This window comes from Amycolatopsis sp. FU40 (genome assembly GCF_021903635.1).
Lineage (GTDB): Bacteria > Actinomycetota > Actinomycetes > Mycobacteriales > Pseudonocardiaceae > Amycolatopsis > Amycolatopsis dendrobii.
On sequence record NZ_CP091381.1, the window covers coordinates 1,889,734 to 1,909,488 of the forward strand.

The 19,755-nt window shown below is 70.3% G+C and carries 16 protein-coding genes; 8 read left to right on the forward strand and 8 right to left on the reverse strand.

The window, feature by feature from the left end:
- Positions 1 to 204 precede the first annotated feature (204 nt).
- Positions 205 to 957, forward strand: coding sequence for an AfsR/SARP family transcriptional regulator (locus L3Q65_RS09620; protein ID WP_182895208.1), 753 nt, complete (start codon positions 205 to 207; stop codon positions 955 to 957).
- Between the two features lie 5 nt (positions 958 to 962).
- Here the strand turns inward: L3Q65_RS09620 and ispG are convergent, their stop codons facing one another.
- A complete protein-coding gene (ispG, locus tag L3Q65_RS09625; protein ID WP_237600873.1) occupies positions 963 to 2,087 on the reverse strand; it encodes a flavodoxin-dependent (E)-4-hydroxy-3-methylbut-2-enyl-diphosphate synthase in 1,125 nt (374 codons plus the stop codon).
- A gap of 14 nt (positions 2,088 to 2,101) precedes the next feature.
- A complete protein-coding gene (locus L3Q65_RS09630) occupies positions 2,102 to 3,862 on the reverse strand; it encodes a 1-deoxy-D-xylulose-5-phosphate synthase (protein WP_237599381.1) in 1,761 nt (586 codons plus the stop codon).
- A gap of 216 nt (positions 3,863 to 4,078) precedes the next feature.
- On the opposite strand from L3Q65_RS09630, the gene L3Q65_RS09635 reads away from it, so the two are divergent.
- Positions 4,079 to 5,116, forward strand: coding sequence for a polyprenyl synthetase family protein (locus L3Q65_RS09635; protein ID WP_182894939.1), 1,038 nt, complete (start codon positions 4,079 to 4,081; stop codon positions 5,114 to 5,116).
- Entirely contained in the window at positions 5,107 to 7,581 is a 2,475-nt protein-coding gene (locus tag L3Q65_RS09640; protein ID WP_237599382.1) for a UbiA family prenyltransferase, read from the forward strand. Before L3Q65_RS09635 ends, L3Q65_RS09640 begins: the two co-directional genes overlap by 10 nt.
- Before the next feature lie 146 nt (positions 7,582 to 7,727).
- Here the strand turns inward: L3Q65_RS09640 and L3Q65_RS09645 are convergent, their stop codons facing one another.
- Positions 7,728 to 8,279 (reverse strand): hypothetical protein, encoded by a 552-nt coding sequence (locus L3Q65_RS09645; RefSeq protein ID WP_182894937.1) that lies wholly within the window; start codon positions 8,277 to 8,279, stop codon positions 7,728 to 7,730.
- A 109-nt stretch (positions 8,280 to 8,388) separates the two neighbouring features.
- The gene (locus tag L3Q65_RS09650) at positions 8,389 to 9,561 is read right to left on the reverse strand and encodes a cytochrome P450 (RefSeq protein WP_182894936.1); all 1,173 of its coding nucleotides are present in this window, start codon (positions 9,559 to 9,561) and stop codon (positions 8,389 to 8,391) included.
- A gap of 213 nt (positions 9,562 to 9,774) precedes the next feature.
- On the opposite strand from L3Q65_RS09650, the gene L3Q65_RS09655 reads away from it, so the two are divergent.
- The 3 genes from L3Q65_RS09655 to L3Q65_RS09665 all read left to right on the forward strand — a co-directional run bounded on the left by L3Q65_RS09655 (position 9,775) and on the right by L3Q65_RS09665 (position 13,640).
- Complete coding sequence (locus L3Q65_RS09655) at positions 9,775 to 10,797, forward strand: ketoacyl-ACP synthase III family protein (protein WP_237599383.1); 1,023 nt, start codon at positions 9,775 to 9,777, stop codon at positions 10,795 to 10,797.
- 2 nt (positions 10,798 to 10,799) lie between these two features.
- Entirely contained in the window at positions 10,800 to 11,717 is a 918-nt protein-coding gene (locus L3Q65_RS09660; protein ID WP_237599384.1) for a helix-turn-helix domain-containing protein, read from the forward strand.
- A 132-nt stretch (positions 11,718 to 11,849) separates the two neighbouring features.
- Entirely contained in the window at positions 11,850 to 13,640 is a 1,791-nt protein-coding gene (locus L3Q65_RS09665; protein WP_237599385.1) for a dihydroxy-acid dehydratase, read from the forward strand.
- Positions 13,641 to 13,652: 12 nt separating this feature from the next.
- On the opposite strand, the gene L3Q65_RS09670 is transcribed toward L3Q65_RS09665, so the two are convergent.
- Both L3Q65_RS09670 and L3Q65_RS09675 read right to left on the reverse strand, forming a co-directional pair.
- Positions 13,653 to 14,198, reverse strand: coding sequence for a DUF2165 domain-containing protein (locus L3Q65_RS09670; protein WP_237599386.1), 546 nt, complete (start codon positions 14,196 to 14,198; stop codon positions 13,653 to 13,655).
- Between the two features lie 157 nt (positions 14,199 to 14,355).
- Complete coding sequence (locus tag L3Q65_RS09675; RefSeq protein WP_237599387.1) at positions 14,356 to 15,117, reverse strand: hypothetical protein; 762 nt, start codon at positions 15,115 to 15,117, stop codon at positions 14,356 to 14,358.
- A gap of 244 nt (positions 15,118 to 15,361) precedes the next feature.
- On the opposite strand from L3Q65_RS09675, the gene L3Q65_RS09680 reads away from it, so the two are divergent.
- A complete protein-coding gene (locus L3Q65_RS09680; protein WP_237599388.1) occupies positions 15,362 to 16,126 on the forward strand; it encodes an alpha/beta fold hydrolase in 765 nt (254 codons plus the stop codon).
- Between the two features lie 12 nt (positions 16,127 to 16,138).
- Here L3Q65_RS09680 and L3Q65_RS09685 read toward each other — a convergent pair whose 3' ends face one another.
- Positions 16,139 to 16,324 carry a hypothetical protein gene (locus L3Q65_RS09685; protein ID WP_237599389.1) on the reverse strand — a complete coding sequence of 62 codons (186 nt, stop codon included), beginning with the start codon at positions 16,322 to 16,324 and terminating at the stop codon, positions 16,139 to 16,141.
- Positions 16,325 to 16,602: 278 nt separating this feature from the next.
- On the opposite strand from L3Q65_RS09685, the gene L3Q65_RS09690 reads away from it, so the two are divergent.
- Positions 16,603 to 18,057 carry a trypsin-like serine protease gene (locus tag L3Q65_RS09690; RefSeq protein WP_370648181.1) on the forward strand — a complete coding sequence of 485 codons (1,455 nt, stop codon included), beginning with the start codon at positions 16,603 to 16,605 and terminating at the stop codon, positions 18,055 to 18,057.
- 48 nt (positions 18,058 to 18,105) lie between these two features.
- Here L3Q65_RS09690 and L3Q65_RS09695 read toward each other — a convergent pair whose 3' ends face one another.
- The gene (locus tag L3Q65_RS09695; RefSeq protein ID WP_182894932.1) at positions 18,106 to 19,641 is read right to left on the reverse strand and encodes a S8 family serine peptidase; all 1,536 of its coding nucleotides are present in this window, start codon (positions 19,639 to 19,641) and stop codon (positions 18,106 to 18,108) included.
- Positions 19,642 to 19,755: the final 114 nt, after the last annotated feature.

Below are 19,755 nucleotides of genomic sequence, written 5' to 3' on the forward strand. Positions count from 1 at the left end.
GACAGTGCCGAACCCGATATGGCAAGCTGCGCCCAGCGGCACTGGCGGGAGAAAAAGAAATGCCGCGCGACGCGGTCCGGGAACTCCGGATTCCGGCGGCGTGCGACCCCGCGCAGCGCCGTTACTGGGTGCGGTAAAAACTGGCTGGTGCGGAGAGGGCGGGTCGCCCGGGCCTCTTCGTGCGGTGATTCCTGGGGGAAAGCCGTGGATTTCAAGCTTTTGGGCCCGTTGCGGGTCGAATGCGGGGACGCCGAGGTAAGCATGCCGAAGGCGCCGAAGGTCCGGCAGCTGCTGGCGTTGTTGTTGTTCTACCACAACCAGATCGTGAGCACTGACCAGATTGTGGACGAACTGTGGGGCGAGGAGTCGCCGCGCCAGGCCGCGCTGACCGTGCGCACGTATGTCTGCCACATCCGGAAAGCGATGGGCGAGCCCGGCGGCGGGCACGGCTTGCGCACGGTCTCCTCCGGCTACCTGCTTTCGCTGGGCACCGGCCAGCTCGACGTCAGCCGGTTTTCCTCGTTTTACCACTCGGGCCGCGCGCATTACGAGGCCGGTGAACATGAAAAGGCCTCGGAAAGTTTCCGGCGCGCGTTGGAGGTTTTCCGCGGCCGGGTCCTCGCCGACGTGGAGACCGGGGCGATTCTGCGCCCGTTCAAGGCCCGGCTCGAAGAAGAACGCACCGCGGCGCAGGCGCTGCGGATCCAGACCGACCTCGCGCTGGGCCGGTACCTGCAGCTGATCGGGGAACTGCGTTCGCTGACCATCAGCCAGCCGCTGAACGAATGGGCGCACGCCCGGCTGATGGAGGCGCTGACGCATTCCGGCCGCCGCAGCGACGCGCTGAACGTGTACCGCACGCTGCGGCGCACGCTCGACCAGGAACTGGGCATCGCGCCCGCGCCGGAGCTGCAGCGGCTGCTGCAACGGATCCTCGCCATCGGCCAGCCCACCTGATCGCCTCAGCCCACCGTCACAGTGGGTGTGCCCGGAGTGTCGACGGTGTCCGCGATGCGCATGGCCTCTTCGATCAGGGTCTCCACGATCGCGTGCTCGGGCACGGTTTTGATGACTTCGCCCTTGACGAAGATCTGGCCCTTGCCGTTGCCGGACGCGACGCCGAGGTCGGCTTCGCGGGCTTCGCCGGGGCCGTTGACGACGCAGCCCATGACCGCGACGCGGAGCGGGATTTCCATGCCTTCCAGGCCGGCGGTGACCTGGTCGGCGAGGGTGTAGACGTCCACCTGCGCGCGTCCGCAGGACGGGCAGGACACGATCTCGAGTTTGCGGGGCCGCAGGTTGAGCGACTGCAGGATCTGGGTGCCGACCTTGACTTCTTCCACCGGCGGCGCGGACAGGGACACGCGGATGGTGTCGCCGATGCCCTGGCGCAGCAGCGCGCCGAACGCGACGGCGGATTTGATGGTGCCCTGGAACGCGGGCCCGGCCTCGGTGACGCCGAGGTGCAGCGGGTAGTCGCACTGCTGCGCGAGGATCTCGTAGGCCCGGACCATCACGACCGGGTCGTTGTGCTTGACCGAGATCTTGATGTCGTGGAAGTCGTGCTCGGCGAACAGCGACGCCTCCCACATCGCCGATTCGGCGAGCGCTTCCGGGGTGGCCTTGCCGTATTTCTCCAGCAGCCGCTTGTCCAGCGACCCGGCGTTGACGCCGATCCGGATCGGGGTGCGGTGATCGGAGGCGATCGCAGCGATTTCTTTGACCTGGTCGTCGAACTTGCGGATGTTGCCCGGGTTCACCCGCACCGCGGCGCAGCCGGCCTCGATCGCGGCGAACACGTATTTGGGCTGGAAGTGGATGTCGGCGATCACCGGGATCTGCGATTTCTTCGCGATCGCGGGCAGCGCCTCGGCGTCGTCGGCCGACGGGCACGCGACGCGCACGATGTCGCAGCCCGCCGCGGTCAATTCGGCGATCTGCTGCAGGGTGGCGTTGACGTCGGAGGTCAGCGTCGTGGTCATCGACTGCACCGAGATCGGGTGGTCGCTGCCGACTCCCACCGACCCCACCATCAGCTGGCGGGTCTTGCGACGCTCGGCGAGAACGGGCGGGGGCAGAGCGGGCATGCCCAATGCGACGGTCACTCGGACAGTCCTTTCTCGACAGTGCGGCGGCATGCCTCGACGATGGCATCCGCGGTGAGCCCCAGCGCGGTCAGCAGCCGGGTCCGTTTGGCGGGTTCGAGGAACTGCTGGGGAATCCCCAGCCCGGTCACCGGAACATCCGAACCGGCGTCCTGAAGTGCCTGTGCCAGCAGGGTTCCCGGCCCGCCCGCGCGACCGCAGTCCGCGGCCACCACGACCGCGCGATGCGCCCGCGCCAGCGCGACCAGGGCCTCGGGCACCGGCTGGATCCAGCGCGGATCCGCCACGGTCGCGCCGATGCCGAGCTCGGCCAGCCGCGCCCCGGCCTCCACCGCGGGCCCGGCGAGCGGGCCGATGCCGACCACCAGCACGTCCTCGCGGACGCCGCGGCTGAGCACGTCGACCGGCCCGTGCCGTTCGATCGCCTCGATGTCCGGGCCCACCGCGCCCTTCGGGAACCGCACCACGGTCGGCGCGTCCGCCACCTCGATCGCCTCCCGCAGCTGGGTGCGCAGCTGCGCGGCGTCCCGGGGAGCGGCCACCCGGAGACCGGGAACCGCTTGCAGCAGCGTCAAATCCCACATGCCGTTGTGGCTCGCCCCGTCGTCGCCGGTCAGCCCCGCGCGGTCCAGCACGAAGGTAACGCCCGCGCCGTGCAGGGCGACGTCCATCAGCACCTGGTCGAAACAGCGGTTCAGGAACGTGGCGTACACCGCCACCACCGGATGCAGGCCGCCGTAAGCCAGCCCGGCCGCTGCCGCCGCCGCGTGCTGCTCGGCGATCCCGACGTCGAAGCACCGGCCGGGGTATTGCTCGGCGAAGGGAGCGAGCCCGGTCGGCCCCCGCATGGCGGCGGTGACGGCGACGACGTCCTCGCGCTCGTTGCCCACTTTGATCATTTCGTCGCTGAACACCGAGGTCCACGACGGGGGAGAGGCGGGAGCCGCCCCGGTGCCGGGATCGAACGGCCCGATCGCGTGGTGCCGGTCGACCGGGTCCTTTTCGGACGGTGCGTACCCGGCGCCCTTGCGGGTCACGCAATGCACCACCACCGGCCGGTTCCGGGCCCGGGCTTCCCGCAACGCGGTCTCCGTCGCGGCGATGTCGTGCCCGTCCACCGGGCCGAGATAGTCCATGCCCAGCGCGGAGAAAACGCCGCCGTCGCCGGGATCGCGCCGCAATGCCGCGAGATGCCGGCCGAGCCCGCCGACGGTCGGGTCGTACGCGCGGCCGTTGTCGTTCAGCACCACCACGACCGGTCGCTGGGCGCCGGCGATGTTGTTCAGCGCTTCCCAGGCCATTCCGCCGGTCAACGCGCCGTCGCCGACCACGGCGACCACGGCGCGATCCGCGATGTGCCTTACCTCGTAAGCCCTGGCGAGACCGTCCGCCCAGGAAAGCGCGGCGGACGCGTGGGAATTCTCGATGACGTCGTGGCCGGATTCGCGGCGGCTCGGATAGCCGGACAGCCCGCCCTCGGCCCGCAGCCCGGCGAATCCGTCCTGACGGCCGGTGAGCATTTTGTGCACGTAGCACTGGTGCCCGACGTCCCACAGCAGCGTGTCGCACGGCGAATCGAAAACCCGGTGCAGGGCGAGCGTCAGTTCGACGACCCCGAGATTGGGCCCGAGATGCCCGCCGGTCCTGGCGACCGCGGAGACCAGGAACTCGCGGATTTCCCCGGCGAGCGCGCCGAGTTCCGTTCCGGACAGCCCGTCGAGATCGCGCGGTCCCCGAATTCTCTCCAGCAAAGCCATGCGTCGTCCTCCTCGAGACGACCGGCAACGTACGGCGCCGTCCCGGCGGGCGACAAGGCTCCGGAGAGGCCCGCTCAACGTATCCGCAACACCGTTCCGCCGCGCTGTTGAAGCCTTGTTGATCCGGCATTGAGGACGGCCCCGAGGCCTTGTCCGCGGGCGCGCGGGCTCCCTACCGTCGGCGGGCACGGGGGAAATCGTCGGAATGGGACGGTCATGGAAAGCACATACAGCACCGGGAAACGGGATTTCGGCACGGCCATCCTGGACCGTTCCGACCGCATCGACCACCTGGTTTCGCTGGTCGGCAAACAACTGGAGAACAGCTGGGACGCCGAAGGCGCGCATCTCGCCCGGATCTGCCACTACGCCTTGGTGCCCGGCGGGAAACTGTTCCGGCCGCTGCTGCTGCTCGAATCGGCGGGTGCGGTCGGCGCGGACGTCGAGCAGGTGGTGCCCGCGGCGGCAGGCGCGGAAGCGGGCCACGTGGCGAGCCTGATCCACGACGACATCATCGACGGCGACGCGATGCGCCGCGGCCGCCCGTCGGTGCACGCGGCTTACGGCCGCGACGACGCGATCGTGGCCGGCGACGCGCTGATCTTCTATTTGTTCGCCGCACTCGGCGAATGCGGGCAGCGCGGGGTGCCGGACGAACGCGTCGCGCGCGCGATGACCGCGGTGGCCGCGGCCGGGATCGACCTGTGCCGCGGGCAGAGCATGGAAGCCGAGCTGTGCGAGGGCTACGTCTGCGACGTACCGTCCTATTTGGAAATGATCCGGCTGAAGACGTCGGCGTTGTTCCGCGCGGCGTGTGCCAGCGGCGCGATCCTCGGCGGCGGCCCGCCGGAATGGTGCACCGCGCTCGCCGGCTACGGCGAACTGCTCGGCTCGGCTTTCCAGATCCACGACGACCTCCTCGCCTACACGAGCGACGGCGACGCCATGGGCAAAGCGGTCACCAGCGACATCGCCAATCAGCGCTTGACCCTGCCGTTCCTGCTCGCCCGCGAACTCGGCGGCGAGGCAGTGTCCGCGGAACTCGACCGCCAGCTGCGCGGCACCGGCGACCCGGCCGCGCGCCTGGCCGCGGTTTCCGCGCTGGTGCGCGAAGCGGGCGGAGTGGAGGCGGCTGCCGACGCCGCCCGCGGATATGCCGTCCGCGCCACCGAAGTCCTCGACGTGCTGCCCGGCACTCCGAGCAAGGAGACGCTGTCCTACTTCGCCCAGGCGACTGTGAACCGATGCGGCTGAAAGAGATTCTCTTCGCGCACGTCGAGACGTGGCGGCCGTACACCGCTTGTTACGTCGGCCTGGTGGGACTGGCCGGCGCCGCACTGGCCGATCCGGGCGCGCCGCCGGTGCGGTTGCTGTGCGCCTGGGCGGTGCCGACAGTGGGCTGGCTGGCCGGGCTGTACGGCGGCGACTACTTCGACCGGAACCTGGACGCGACCGCGAAACCGCATCGGCCCATCCCGTCCGGCCGGATGCGCCCCGGCACCGCGCTGGGCATGCTGATCGGGCTGACCGCCGCGGGCGGGATCATCGGGCTCGCGGTGAACTGGCGGACGCTAGGCCTGGTCCTCGTCGCGTTGCTGCTCGGCATCGCCTACAGCAGCTTCTTCAAAGGCCGCGGACTGGCCGGAAACGCGGTGCGAGGGCTCATTTCGGCCTTCGCCTGCCTGTTCGGGGCAATGACCGTAGCCGACCTCCCAGCGGCGGCGGCCCTCCCGCTGGCGGCGGCTTTCTGGTTGCACGACACCGGATCCAACCTGGTCGGCGCGCTGCGCGACGTCGACGGCGACCGCGAAGGCGGCTACGCGACCCTGCCGGTCCGGCACGGGCTGACCGTCGGCGTCCGGGTAGCCACCGGCACGATCCTGGTCGCTTATCTGTGTGCGGTCGCGCAGTTCGCGGTCTCGTCCGTGACTGTTGCCGCGCTCGTCGTGTTCGCCGCGGCCGCCGCAGCCGCGGTATCCGCTCTCGCTCCATTGTGGACCCGAGAGGTGACCCGGCTGCGGGCGTACCGGGCGCATACCGTGCTGGTGCTCGAACGGGTCCTGCTGGCGGGCGCGTTCGTGACACTGGGCTGCGGTCTCGCGGTCGGTGTCCCGATCACCTTGGTCGCACTGGGCTGCGCCTGGGGCAGTCAGCGGATTCTGCGGGCGCGGCACGAACTGGGCAGCGCCTCGGAGTCCACTGTGGACGCAGAAGCGGTATTGGCTTTCGTGGACCAGCAGTTGGCCGAGCTGACCGCCCGCGGAACTGGAATGCGCGCACTGAACGGCTGGGCGCGGCTGATCGAGGTGCGGCTGTCCGAACCGGACCTCGTGATCGTGTTGTGCACTGCGGACAACGCCGTACGACGGCTCTGCACCGACGAGTCCGAGCCGGAGCTGCCCCGGCTGACGATCACCACCACCGGTGCCGTGTTCGCGGCGATTTTCCTCGACGGAACCAGCAATCCCCGACGCGCGTACCTGACCCGTGCGTTGCGGATGGACGCGCCAGCCCGCGACATGATGCTGCTCAACCAGCTGTTCAACGAATTCCGCGGACCGCGCGGGCGAGCCGTCGCCGTGCCGCGGGAACCGCTGCGCACCGGACGGCTGCCGGAGCGCGTGGTCGTCAGCGACACCACGCTGCGCGACGGCGAGCAGATGCCCGGGGTGGCGTTCCGCCCGGACCAGAAACTCGAACTGGCCAGCCGGCTGGCGGCACTGGGCATCCCGATGATCGAAGCGGGCTTCCCGGTGGTGTCCGAAGAGGAGAGTGCCGCGATCCGCGCCATCGTGGACGCCGAGCTGGACACCGTGATCCAGGTGATCGCCCGCCCCGCCGACGCCGACGTGGACGCCGCGCTGCACAGCGGGGCACACAGCGTCGCGGTCTTCATCGGCACGTCGGAATCGCATTTGCGGCACAAACTGCGCATCGACCTGGACGAGCTGAAACGGCGGGTGGACCGCGCGGTGCGCCGGGTCAAGGCGGCCGGACGGCAGGCGGTGTTCGCCGCCGAAGACGCCACCCGCACTGACCCGGACGTCCTCACCGCGGTGTACGAGGCGGCCGCCGACGCCGGCGCGGACGCGCTGGGTCTCGCGGACACGGCGGGCATCGCGCAGCCGTGGACGATGCGGGAGCTGGTCGAACGGGTCGGCGAGAGCTGCCCGCTGCCGCTGGCCGTGCACTGTCACAACGACCTCGGCCTGGCCACCGCGAACTCGCTCGCGGGCCTGCTCGGCGGCGCGTCCGGGGTGCAGTGCTCGGTGCTGGGCATCGGCGAACGGGCCGGGAACGCCCCGCTGGAACAGGTCGTCATGGCGCTGGAAGCGGCGATGGGGCACTCGACCGGCCTGGACCTCCCGCTGCTGGAACCGCTGGCGCGGCACGTCGCCGGGCTGATCGGCGACCGCGTGCCCGCGTACGCCCCGGTCGTCGGCGCGCACGCGTTCGTGCACGAAAGCGGCCTCCACGTGGACGGAATCTCCCGCGACCCCAGCACTTACGAGCCGTACCCGCCGGAACTGGTGGGCAGGCAGCGCCGGATCGTGCTGGGCAAGCACTCCGGCCGCTCGGCCGTGACGGCGGTCGCCGCCGAACGCGGCCTCGCGGTCGACGCCGCCGACATCGACGCGGTGCTGGCGGAACTCAAACGCGGCGCGGTCGGCACGGACCGGGTGGCCGAGCTGCTTGCCCGCGCCCGCCCAGTGGCCTGAGGCCAACCCGCCGCGAGCTCGCCGTCGCGCCGCGGCGCGGAGCGAAAAATTAGTGAGGGCTGAGGGAATCAGATTCGCTCAGCCCTCACGTACGTCACCCGGAACCACGTGGCTGGGGCCGGGTGCCGAGCCAGGAGTTCCCGCGCTCAGCCAGCGTGCCGGACCCGGTCGGAAGACTTGCCCTTCTTGGCGTCCTTCTTCGGCGACAGGCTCAGGTTGAGCCCCATCCGGCGGGCGCGGGGGAGGACCACCGAGGCCTCGCCGAGGAAGGTGAGGCCGAGCAGGATGCCCACCAGGTCGGTGCCGCCCGCGATGTCCGCGTGCCAGTGCTGGGCCAGCAGGACCATGCCGACGCGCAGCGGGATCAGCGAAAGCCAGATGGTCACGGTGAGCCAGTTGTACTTCTGGTGCGGGAGGCCGTCCTGCTCGTAGAGCCGGATGGTGGCGCCGCGGCCAAGGCCCTCGCCGTAGGAGGCGAGCACGAAGACGCCGAACAGCTCCCAGTCCAGCGTGCTCGCCTTGGCGACGTCGCCCGCGGCCATGTAGATGCCGATCGCGAAGCAGACCACCGGGAGGATCAGCAGCCGTTTCGTGGACATCGGCGTCCCGCGCAGCCTGCGGATGATCGACCAGACGATGTAGGCGCCGCCGGCCACGAGGGCCACGATGTTCGAGATCTTGTCCAACGTTTCCCACATCGCGCAATCCGTTCCTCGGGGTGGGCACCACGGTAGGCAGCGCACCCGCGGGCGGGCATCCACCCGGGGGTGCAAAGGAGGGTGGAATCCTCGGGTCGGCCGGCTCGGCTCACCAGCCGACGGCGAGTTCGGTCACCCCGCCGGTGACCGAGTCGGCGCGGCGCCGCGGCGCGTCCCCGTCCTCGGCGAGGTGCAGTCCGGGAAACCGTTTCGCCAGCGCGCCGAACACGGCCCGCAGCTCGATCCGGGCGAGCGTGTTGCCCACGCAGTAGCGCATCCCGTGCCCGAAGCCGAGGTGCGGATTGGGCGAGCGGGCGATGTCGAATTCGTCCGGCCGCTCGAACACCCGCGGATCCCGGTTCGCCGCGTGGTAGGCGAGCAGCACCGCGTCGCCGGAGGCGATGGTCGCGCCGCCCGCCGTCAGGTCCTCGGCCGCGTACCGCACCGAGCCCCCGGTGTCCTGGATGTTCGTCACGACCATCCGCAGGACCTCTTCCACCGCTCCGGCGACCAGCCCGGGATCGGCGGTCAGCTTCGCCCACTGCGCGGGGTTGCGGGCGAACAGCACGGTGCCGAGGTCGATCCGGCTCATCGTGGTCTCGTACCCGGCGAACAGCAGCGCGGCCGCGAGCCGGGCCGCCTCCGGCAGCTCCACCCCGCCGGCCGCGGCCAGGTCGGAGAAGACGTCCTCGCTCGGCTCGCGCTTCTTCCGCTCCAGCAGTTCGGCCATGTAGACGCCGAACTCGATCTGCGCCGCGCGGCCCGCTTCCGGATCGCCGGTGCCCGACAGCCGCGACGTCCACGACCGGAACAGCTCGTAATCCTCGTGCGGCGCCCCGACCAGCGTGCAGATGACCATCGCGGGCAGCCGCTGGGACAGCCCGGCGTGCAGGTCGGCGGGCGGCCCGGGGAGTTCGTCCAGCAGCGCGTCGACCCGTTCCTCGACGCTTTCCTGAAGGGCCAGCATCCGCTTCGCGGAAAACGCGGGCGTGAGCAGCTTGCGCATGCGGCGGTGCCGCTCCAGTTCGCCGTCGAACTCCTCGGTCGGACCGCCCTGCACCACCGAATCGTTGATCCGCGCGGCCGATTCGGGCGTCCGGTGGCCGCGCCGCAGCACCGTGCTGGAGGCGAGGTCCCGCACGAGGTCGTATCCGCACACGAGCCAGGCCTCGTCCCCGGCGGGCGTGCGGACCTTCGTCAGCGGCTCTTCCTCGAGCAGGCGGTAGTACCGCGGGGCCAGCCTGGACAGGTCCTCGCTCGGCGGAAACGGCAATTCGTACACGGAACCTCCCGGTCGCCCACGGCAGTGGGAACTGCGGACGGGCCCGGAAATCCGGCCCCGTGCTCCCTCCTACCAGCCGGTCCGCCCGGCGCACAGCCACCGCGGCCGGAGCGTCCACACTGGCTCAACGCCGCCCCAATCACCGCGCCGTACGGTCGGTTCGTCCAAGCGTGGCGCGGGGTCCGGCCCTGCGCCGGGGAAGGGAGCGACCCGGTGATTTCGTGCCCCCTGTACGTCGCGGGCGTCGGCACCTGCCTGCCGGACCGCGAAACGGCCGAGGAGGCCGTCGCGGCGAACCGGTACGACGCCGAGTCGGCACAGACGGACGGCGTGCTCTCCGCGTGCGTCGAAACCGAGCGGTACCCGGCGGAAATGGCCGCGATCGCCGGACGGGGCGCGCTGGCCATGGCAGCCGGCCGCGACTTCGGCACCGTCCGCGCGGTGTTCCACTCCTACGTCGACTACCAAGGCGCGCACTACTGGCAGGCCGCGCCGTATGTCGCCCTGCACACCGTCGGCCGGGACGTCCCGTCGTTCGACGTGGTCCAGGAATGCAACGGCGCGATGGGCGCGCTCGAACTGGGCCGCCGCTTCGTGACCGGCCCGGACGACGCGGTGCTGGTGACCACCGGCGACCGTTTCGACAGCCCGTGGGTCCGCCGCTGGTACGGCGACCAGTCAGTGCTCGCCGACGGCGGAAGCGCCCTGCTGCTGAGCGGTTCCGGCGGATTCGCCCGGATCCTGTCGCTCTCGACGATGGCCGACAACTCCCTCGAAGGCGAAGCCCGCGGCGGCGGATTCGCCGGCGCGCAGCAACCGCCGGTCGACTTCGACGCGATGCGCAAACAGTTCCACGCCAAGGACTTGCCGATGCTGGAGCACTACGGCCGGATGGCCAAGCTGTTCGGCGCGTCCCTGCATCGCGTCCTCGACGAGGCAGGCGTCACCGCGGCGGACTTGGCGTTCGCGATCCCGGTGGTGACCACCGCCGCCCGCGCCGCCGACATCGCCGACCGGTTCCTCGGCATCCCGCTGGACCGCACCAACTGGGAGTTCGGCCGCACCACCGGCCACCTCGGCACCGGCGACCAGTTCGCCGGCCTGCACCACCTGATCAGCACCGGCCGGGCCCGCAAAGGCGACCGCATCCTCCTCCTCGGCGGCGGGACCGGCTACACCATCACCTCGGCTGTCCTGGAGATGCTGGAAGACAGCCCGGACCCCGAACGGGCCTGACCATGCCCGACGAGTCCCGGCTGCTGGGCACGGCTCGCTGCGCGGGAGAGCCGCGTGGTCCGGCCGACGCCGGCCGCCCGGCCGAGCCGACCCGTGACGCCAGCAGGGTCCGCTCGGCTTCCGGAAGCCGCCCGGACGACCGGATCCGCCGGTCCGGCGGGGGTCGCTCAGCAGTCTCGGCCCGCCCGGCTGCTCCGGCCCGTCCTGCTGAGCCGAACCGCCCGTCCGATCGGACCGACCCGGTCAGCGCAGGACTGACCGCGCTTCCCCTGCTCTACTCCCGCTGCGAGGCCGCCCTGCAGCCCGGGCGGACCGGCGGGGCGGTGCGCGAGCATCCCGGCCGGCGGGGGACCGGCCTTCCGTTCCGGGAGGCCGCCTTCGACGCCCGCTCCCGGATTCTCGGGGTGCTCGCCTCCTGGGCGGGACTGGTGGCCGCCGAACGGCACGTCCCGGCGCCTCGGCGGAACGTGCCGGAGCTGGTGCGGTTTCTCGCCGCGCACCGGGACTGGCTGGCCGGGCATCCAGGCGGCGCGGACTTCCTCGACGAGCTCTCCGACCTCGTCTCCTCCGCGACCGCGGCCCTGGACGACCCGCGCCCCGCCGTCCCGGTCGGGAGCTGCCCGGTCGGCGGCTGCCGCGCCCCGGTGCACCTGCGGCCCGCCACCGCCACGGTCGCCTGCGAGGCCGGGCACGACCTGCCCCCGGCGGACTGGCTGGACGTCCGCACCCGCGACGACCGCCGGCGCCGCACCGTCCCCACCAAGGAAGCCGCGCTCGCCGTCGGAGTGCCCGAGGCGACCGTCCGGCAGTGGGCCCGCCGGGGCAAACTGACCCGCTACGGCTCCGCCCGCCGCGCGGAGTACTGCCTCGACGAACTGACTTCTCTCCGTGCGGGACAGGCCCGCTCGGACGCGGGCTGACCAGCTGCCTGCCGCGACGTCCGACCGGCCCTTGCGGTCGAAGCCGTCCATTCCGTTCCGCTGGCCGTCCGCGTGCCCGTCGCCCCGCCCGAGCTGCGCGCCCGGCCGGATCTGCGACGATGGGGGCCGATCGTGTCGACGACGGGAGCGCTGATGGACGAGTCGAGCCGCCGGGATGTGTGGCGTCCGGGCCAGGACTGCCAGGCGGTGGCCACGGCCCGGTCGCTGGGCCAGGACGTGGACAAGATCCACGGGGACGCCTGGGGCGTCGTGGGCACCCTGGGCGACAGCGTCTGCTACATCGGCGTCGCGGACAAGGTCGAGGCGATCCACGATGCACTGGGGCGCCGGATCCGCGAGCGCGACCTGCCCGTCCGGCTGCTGGCCCCGAACTATTCGGGCGGGATCTCGGACGGCCAGCGCAACGGCACGCCGCAGATGCGGTATTCGCTGATCGGCCGCGAGACGACGAACGACGGGCTGTCGCTGCATTTCGAGGGCAGCGAGATCCGGGGAGCCGTCGCCGTGGTGGCGTGCGACAAGCCCCCGGTCGGGGCCACCGCGGCGATCCTGGAGCGCGACGTGCCCGCAGTGGTGCTTTCCGACGGGTCGATCCGGCCGGGCACGGACCCCGAAACCGGGGAGCGGATCGACCTGGTCAGCTGCTTCCAGGTCGCCGGGGACCCGGACGCGGCCAAACGCGAGCGGTGGGCGCGCAACGCGTGTCCCGGGCACGGCAGCTGCGGCGGGATCTTCACCTACAACACGATGCAGTCCTTCATCGCCGTGCTGGGGCTGGAGCCGCTGCACATGGTGTCGCCCGCGTCCGAGGATCCGCGCCGGACCGAGGAATTCCCGGAGCAGATCGTGGACTGCCTGGAAATCATGACGCAGCGCGGAATAACGCCGCGCCGGCTCGCCGCCCCGGCTGCCTTCCGCAACGCCGCGGTCGTGGCGATCGCGCTGGGCGGCTCGACGAACGTGGTCCTGCACGCACCGGAGATCGCCCGCGCGGCCGGCCTCGACTTCTGGTCCGACGTCATGACGCAGGAGGAGTTCAACCGCCTCTCCCGGAACGTCCCGGTGCTCGTCGACGCCCGCCCGTTCGGGCAGTACAGCATGGTGGACATCGACGACGCCGGCGGCCTCCAGGCCGTGGTGGCGGAACTGCTCCGGCACGACCTGCTCGACGGCTCCGCGCTGACCTGCACCGGCGAGACGCTCAGCGAACAGGTCGAACGGCTCGCCCCGCCCGCCCCGGACGGCCGGGTGATCTTCCCCGTCGCGGAGCCGTTCAAGCCCACCGGCGGCCTGCGGCTGCTGTCGGGCAACCTCGCCCCCGACGGCGGCGCGGTCATCAAGCTGGCCGGGGTCGAAACCGGCGTCGTCGACGGCCGGTTCGAGGGACGGGCGCGCGTGTTCGACAGCGAGCAGTCCCTGCTGCGGGCGCTCGTCGAGACGCCGGACGAGTTCGCGGACCGGGACATGGTCGTGATCCGCTACGAGGGCCCGCGGGGCGCGCCGGGCATGCCCGAAATGCTCGACCCGACCTCCCGCATCACCGCGCTGTGCCGTCGGAAAGGCATCTCCATCGCCTTGATGACCGACGCGCGGTTCTCCGGCGGATCCGTCGGATTGGTCATCGGGCACGTCGGCCCGGAAGCCGCGCTCGGCGGCCCCATCGCCCTCGTCGAAGACGGCGACACGATCACCGTCGACCTGAACACCGACACTCTCGAATGCGCCGAACTGGCCGACCCTGGTGTCCGGCAGGCTCGCCTGGAGACGTGGCGGCAAGCGGCCGAGTCGAACGGCGGTGTCCACCCGCTGGTCCGGCCGGTGACGTCCCGGCTGCTCCGCCGCATGCGCGCATTGGCTGCCTCCGCGATCGACGGCGGCGGAATGTCGGAGGTCGTTTCCTGAGTCTCGCGTTCGTCAACTGGAACTGTCATCCGGTACGTCCGCCGCGCGCAGTGAACCTTTCGCGGCGAGATGGGTGAGCACGAGGCCGAACGAGGCGATAATGAGGTTGTGCACGGCGGGCTGCAGCCCGTTCCACTTGCTCGATTGCCACATTTGAAACCATTCTCCGCCGATCGCGATGAAACCGACCCCGAAAAGCGTCAACTGCATCACCCAGCCGACGTTGGACAGCTGTTTCGCCGTTGTCGGCGGTCGACCGGCCAGGTGAGCCCGCATCCATGCGGCGAACCCGGCGACGAGCGCCAATGCGGTGAGCAGTTCCCATGCGATGATGGCAATATAGGCGGCGTCAGCCAGGCCGGGGCTGGTGATGGCGCGCCACATCATGTTCGGCGACTGAAATGTAGTGTCCATTGCGAGTACGTGCCGGACGAATTCCTGATTTGTCGCGAAGTCCGTGATGTTGCCTATGCCGACAAGGGTCATCTGCAGGGCTGTCATTCCGGTGAGAACCGTGGCCGCCGCGGCAACCGTTCCGATCCTGCTGAAAAATCTCATACCCGGATATTACTCTGATTAGCATGAATTGTTCAGGCGTTTTAGCGAAGCGCGAAGTGCGGTCGCGAAGGCCCCTGCCGCGAAAACGAAAGCCTCCTTGCTCGCAACGGCAAGGAGGCCTTCATCCGTCCACTGGGGACTCAGGTTGCGCGAGACGTCAGCGGCATTTCAGGACGCCGTCGGAGATCGCCACGCCGCCGACAGTGCCGTTGGCGGCAGGGGTGAACTCGAATCGCCAGCCCGGCTTCTCCGCGATGGGCAGCTCGAACCGCCCGGCCTCGCCGAGCTTCAGGCCGCGCGCGTCGTACGCCTTGTGCAGATCCGCCAGCGACGATCCGACGCCGATGCCCTCCGCGGTCTTGGCGTCGGGCGGCGCGCCCAGTTCGTGCAAGCCGTTCTTGCCGAACGAGGCGCCACCGGCCGCGGCGAACGCCTTGTCGCGCTCTTCCCGCTTGCCCGCCAGCGCGACGCTCGCCTGCGCGGAGTCGGCCGCCAGCTGGGCCGCCTCCGCGTCCTTGGCGGCCGCTTTGGCCAACTCCGCGGCGGATCGGCCCGTGTTCTGCTTCGCGTCGTGGTCCGCCGCGTCGGACTTGGCGTAGAGATCGTCGGCCTTCCGCTGTGCCTCGGCCTCGGCCGCGAGTCTGGCCTGGTCCGGCGCGGGACCGCCCTGCCAGCTCAGGACCGTGCAGCCGTCCAGCATCGACACCGGCGCGTTCGCGAGCTTCCCGGTGGCGAGCGCCGCTTCCTTGGCCATCCCCGGAGCGATGCCGCGATAGCCGGCCGCGCCGAAGACCTCGGCGCGCGCTGCGGTGGTTTCCGACGGAGCCGCGGCCGGCTGCGACGAACACGCCGCCAACCCGCCGACAGCGGCGAGCGCCGCGGCTGTGCGGCAGGCGGACAGGACAACACCCTTGTGCATCTGATTCCCCTCGTACCGGACCCGCTCTTTGGGGGTCGTCGTTCCCGGTGCACCGAGATATCCGACAACCTACCGGAACCGGACGACGCCTCCCATCGATTACCGGACGAGGCGACGGATGCGCTGCTCGGCCTGGGGACCGGTCCCGCGCCAGCGCGCTAGCCTGCGAACCGCAACGATTTGATCTCGCCGCGGCGAAAACGAATTTCCGAGAGCATTAACGCGACGCATTTCGTACAGCTTCTTGCGGTCCTCTGCCGCCACCGACAAACGAAGGCCCCATCATGACCACATTCGTTCTCGTGCACGGCTCCTGGCACGATGGTCTGCCTGGGACGCAGTCGTTCCCCGGCTGAAAGAACTCGGTCACGTCGCCTATAACCCCACTGTCGCCGGTCACGGCAAGGGCGCGGACAAAGCAGTCAGCCACGACGACTGCGTCCGGTCCGTCCAACGGTTCATTGTGGACAATGAACTCGCGGACGTCGTGCTGGTCGGCCACAGCTTCGGCGGAACCGTGATCGCGCGAGTCGCCGAAGAGATCCCGGAACGACTGCGCCGCCTGGTCTTCTGGAACGCGTTCGTGCCGCTGCCGGGCACCCGCGTCGAGGAAGATCTCCCGCCGCGCTACCGCGAATTGTTCGCCCGCCTGGCCCGCGAGTCGGGCGACAACACCGTGACGTTGCCGTTCCCGATCTGGCGGGAGGCGTTCATCCAGGACGCCGACCTCGACACCGCGACGGCCGCCTACCAGCACCTGTCGCCGACGCCGTACCAGCCTTTCCTCGACCGCCTTGAGCTGCCGAGATTCGCCGGGCTGGAGATCCCCAAGAGCTACCTGAACGGCACCGACGACACCGCGCTCCCGCCCGGCGATTGGGGCTGGCACCCGCGGATGTCCGGACGGCTCGGCCTCCACCGGCTGGTGCGATTGCCCGGCAGTCACGAGGCGGTCTTCACCAATCCCCGGCTGCTGGCCGAAAAGCTCGTCCACGCCGGGAGGGACTGACGCGCGCAGCCGTCAGCTCCACGGCTGGCTGAAGAACACGTACCCACGCTGGGCGCCTCCCGGCCGGACCGCGCCCCGCTTGCCCCGGCGGGCGGCGGTCGGCTGCCCCTTGCGGCCGACATCCTTGGCGGCCGCGATCAGCCCCGCCGCGAGCAGAACGATGACGACCCCGCCCAGAATGACGAATGCTTCCAGCATGATTTCCCCCTCTGCCGATTGTTCTCCCTCATGGTCCGATCCCGTTACTCTATGCCGCCCGGGAGCCGACGGCCGAAAACTTGAGGATTGCTTAGGCTCGGTTGAGCGGGATTTAGGGTCCGCCAGGAATATTCCGGGGGGTCGGCTGCCCGGCGTCGCGCTGCCGATCACCGCACCGCGCCGAGATAGATCCGTACCCATACGGTCCGGTTCCCGGATTGCTACCGCCTGCCCGGCCGTCGGAAGGTGACTTTCCCGTCCCAGGAAAGGAAACCTCCGTGAATAGACCCCACCGGACGCTGGGCTTGCTGGCCGCCGGGCTGGCCGTCCTCTCCGCCCCGCTCCTCCACGGAACAGCACGGGCAGCGGCCCCGGACGCCACCGCGGTGGCCCCGACCGGCGACACGCACATCCCGCCCGCCATGCGGCCGCAGTTCTACCACGGGCAGGACAGCTCGGTCGCGGAGTTCCCGTTCATCATCGCGGGCCTGCGCGAGGGCGGCACGCGTCCGCAGGGCCAGACCTGCACCGGCTCGGTCGTCGCGCCGCGCAAGATCCTCATCGCGGCGCACTGCAAGGCCGCCGAGGGGAAGAAGACGTTCCTGTACGGCCTCGACGACCTGAACGCGAGCGGCGGGACCCGGCTCGGCGTCGTCAGCTACGAGACCCACCCCAAATACGTGAACTTCGACCAGGGCTACGACGTCGCGATCGTCACGACGGACGCGGACATCCCGGTGCCGAACGGCCAGTACGCCAAGGTGGCCACCTCCGCCGACACCGAACTCAGCAAACCCGGCAAGAACGGCGTCGGCGTGGGGTACGGCAAGAAGGACTTCAACGACGACTCGCGGGACGTCACCGTCGACAAAGCCACCCTGCCGATCCGCGAGGGCTCGAACTGCCAGGGCGTCGGAGCCGGTTTCCAGGACGCCACGATGATCTGCGCCGGCTACTCCAACGGCGACCCGACGATCCTGCCCGGCGACAGCGGCGGCCCGCTGATCGTGGACGGCAAGGTGGCCGGCGTCGCGTCGTGGAGCCGCAGCGACTTCAAGTGGTACAGCGTCTACGGCAGGCTCGACAACGACATGGGGGACTGGGTCGCCGAGCAGATCGGGAACGTCGGCAACGACAGCTTCTCCCTCGGCGTCAGCCCCGGTTCGGTCCAGGTCGATCCGGGCAAGTACATCTCGACCACAGTCACCAGCCAAGCAGGAAAGAACGGCGCCGAGAAGGTCGATCTCACCGCGTCCGGGCTCCCCAGCGGCGCGAAAGCCACCTTCCAGCCCGCCAGCATCACTTCGGGCGACGCTGCCAAGCTGACCATCGAAACCGCGGCCAGCACTCCCGAAGGTTCTTACCCCGTAACGATTTCCGGCAAGGGCGCCACGGACACCGCCACCGCGAAGCTCACGCTGACCGTCGGCAAGGGCGCCCCGACCGGTGACGTCAAGGTCACCGTGACGCCCGGAAGCGGCTCGGCCGGAGCGGGTTCGTTCAGCAACGTGACCGTGTCGGCGACCGGCGGGACGGGCTCGCTCAAACTGTCCGCGTCCGGTTCGGGGCTGCCGATCGCCCCGTTCTTCACCCCGCAGACCGTCTCCTCCGGCGGCAGTTCGACGATGCAGGTGCTCGCCCCGTTCCAGGCGGGCACGTACCCGATCACCGTTACCGCCACCGACGCGAACGGCAAGACCGGCAACGCCACTTACACCCTCACGGTCCGGTGACCGCACGGTGCGCCGCGGCCAGCAGGACCGCGGCGCACCGTTTTCCGGTCAGAAGGTGATCGAGAATCCTTCGATCGAACCGGTGTCGAACCGGTTGACGTCCTTGACGCTCAGCTTCCACGTGCCGTTCGCCGTTTCCGCGGAGGCGTCCACGGTGTAGGTGGCGTGCACGCCGGTCGCCTCGCCGATTCCGCCGGATTTGCGCAGCGAGTACACCTTTCCGCTCGGGCCGACGAGGTCCACCGCGAGGTCCGCGGTGTAGGTGTGGGCGATGTCGACCTTCACCGGAAGCGTCGCCGCCGCCTTGCCGTCGCAGCTGTCCTGGGTCACCGAACTGGTCACCGCGGCACCGGCGTCCGGAATGGCCACCGGGGCGGTGTTCGACTTGACGCCGCACTTCGGGGCGGGCCCGGTGCCGCCGATGAACGAGACGTTCAGCAGTTTGTTCGGCGAACCGCTGCCCGCGTTCTTGACCATGCCGTCGACCGCGCCGGACACCAGGGCGTCCTGCGTCTGCTGCGCGGTGGCGCCCGGGTTGGCGGCGAGGTAGAGCGCCGCCGCGCCGGTGACGTGCGGCGTGGCCATCGACGTCCCGCTCATGTTCGCCGTGCTGCCGCTCGACAGCCCGAGGGACGTGATGTTGTTGCCCGGCGCGAAAATGTCAGTGCAGGAGCCGTAGTTCGAGAACGACGCCCGGTTGTCGTTCTCGTCGGAGGCGTTCACCGTGATCGCCTCCGGCACGCGCGCCGGGCTGGTGTTGCACGCGTCGGTCGAGGAGTTCCCGGCGGCGACGGAGTAGACGACGCCGGAGGCGATGGACTTCTTGATCGCGTCGTCGCCGACCCCGACCTGGTCCATGGTCAGGCTCATGTTCGCCACGGCGGGCTTGGCCGCGTTCGCGGTGACCCACTCCATCGCGTCCACCGCCGCGGAGTCCGGGCCGTTGCCGGAACAGTCGTTGCCGAGCACCTTGAGCGCGACGATCTTCACCTTCTTCGCCACGCCGTAGGTCTTGCTGCCGATCGTGCCCGCGGTGTGCGAACCGTGCCCGTTGCAGTCGATGCCGTCGCCGCCGACGAAGTCCTTGCCGACGCTCGCGCGCCCCTCGTACTCCGGGTTGTCCGGCTTGATCCCGGTGTCGAGGTCGTAAGCGGTGACGCCCTCGCCTGCGTTGGGGTAGGCGTACGCGTGGTCGAGCGGCAGGTTTTTCTGGTCGATCCGGTCGAGTCCCCAGGTCGGGTTCTGCTGGCTGCCCGCGATCCTGGCCGTGCCGTCCTCGTAGACGGTGCGCACGGCCGGATCGGCGGCGAGCCGGCGCGCCTGCTGGTCGGTCATCCCGCGCACGGAGAACCCGCGGAGCGCGACCGAATAGGTCGAGCGGACCTCACCGCCGTAACGCTGCGTGAGCGAAGCCGCCGAGGACTGCCCGCCGTAAGCGTCCTTGAGCACCACGATGTACTGGTCGCCGTAGTGCTGTTTGGCCGCTGCCACGGTACCCTCGGCCGCCTGTGCCGCGCCCGCCGTGCCCAGCGCCGCCGCGCCGAACACGGCGAGCGCCAAGGCCGTCGTTGCCTTTCCGCGCATCTGGAACTCACCCCGAAACGTCTCGATTTCCTGTGACGGAGAGCCACAGCGCCACCACTCTTCGGCTGCCCGCCCGCTCCGAACAAGCGAGGCTGCGGTCCGTAGGACTACGTA

What these genes read in the sequence shown, in the direction of transcription:
- L3Q65_RS09675 (WP_237599387.1), bottom strand. Translation starts at nt 15,117, where the DNA reads ATGCACAAGGGTGTTGTCCTGTCCGCCTGCCGCACAGCCGCGGCGCTC.
- L3Q65_RS09640 (WP_237599382.1), top strand. Translation starts at nt 5,107, where the DNA reads ATGCGGCTGAAAGAGATTCTCTTCGCGCACGTCGAGACGTGGCGGCCG.
- ispG (WP_237600873.1), bottom strand. Translation starts at nt 2,087, where the DNA reads ATGCCCGCTCTGCCCCCGCCCGTTCTCGCCGAGCGTCGCAAGACCCGC.
- L3Q65_RS09660 (WP_237599384.1), top strand. Translation starts at nt 10,800, where the DNA reads ATGCCCGACGAGTCCCGGCTGCTGGGCACGGCTCGCTGCGCGGGAGAG.
- L3Q65_RS09630 (WP_237599381.1), bottom strand. Translation starts at nt 3,862, where the DNA reads ATGGCTTTGCTGGAGAGAATTCGGGGACCGCGCGATCTCGACGGGCTG.
- L3Q65_RS09670 (WP_237599386.1), bottom strand. Translation starts at nt 14,198, where the DNA reads ATGAGATTTTTCAGCAGGATCGGAACGGTTGCCGCGGCGGCCACGGTT.
- L3Q65_RS09685 (WP_237599389.1), bottom strand. Translation starts at nt 16,324, where the DNA reads ATGCTGGAAGCATTCGTCATTCTGGGCGGGGTCGTCATCGTTCTGCTC.
- L3Q65_RS09635 (WP_182894939.1), top strand. Translation starts at nt 4,079, where the DNA reads ATGGAAAGCACATACAGCACCGGGAAACGGGATTTCGGCACGGCCATC.
- L3Q65_RS09695 (WP_182894932.1), bottom strand. Translation starts at nt 19,641, where the DNA reads ATGCGCGGAAAGGCAACGACGGCCTTGGCGCTCGCCGTGTTCGGCGCG.
- L3Q65_RS09645 (WP_182894937.1), bottom strand. Translation starts at nt 8,279, where the DNA reads ATGTGGGAAACGTTGGACAAGATCTCGAACATCGTGGCCCTCGTGGCC.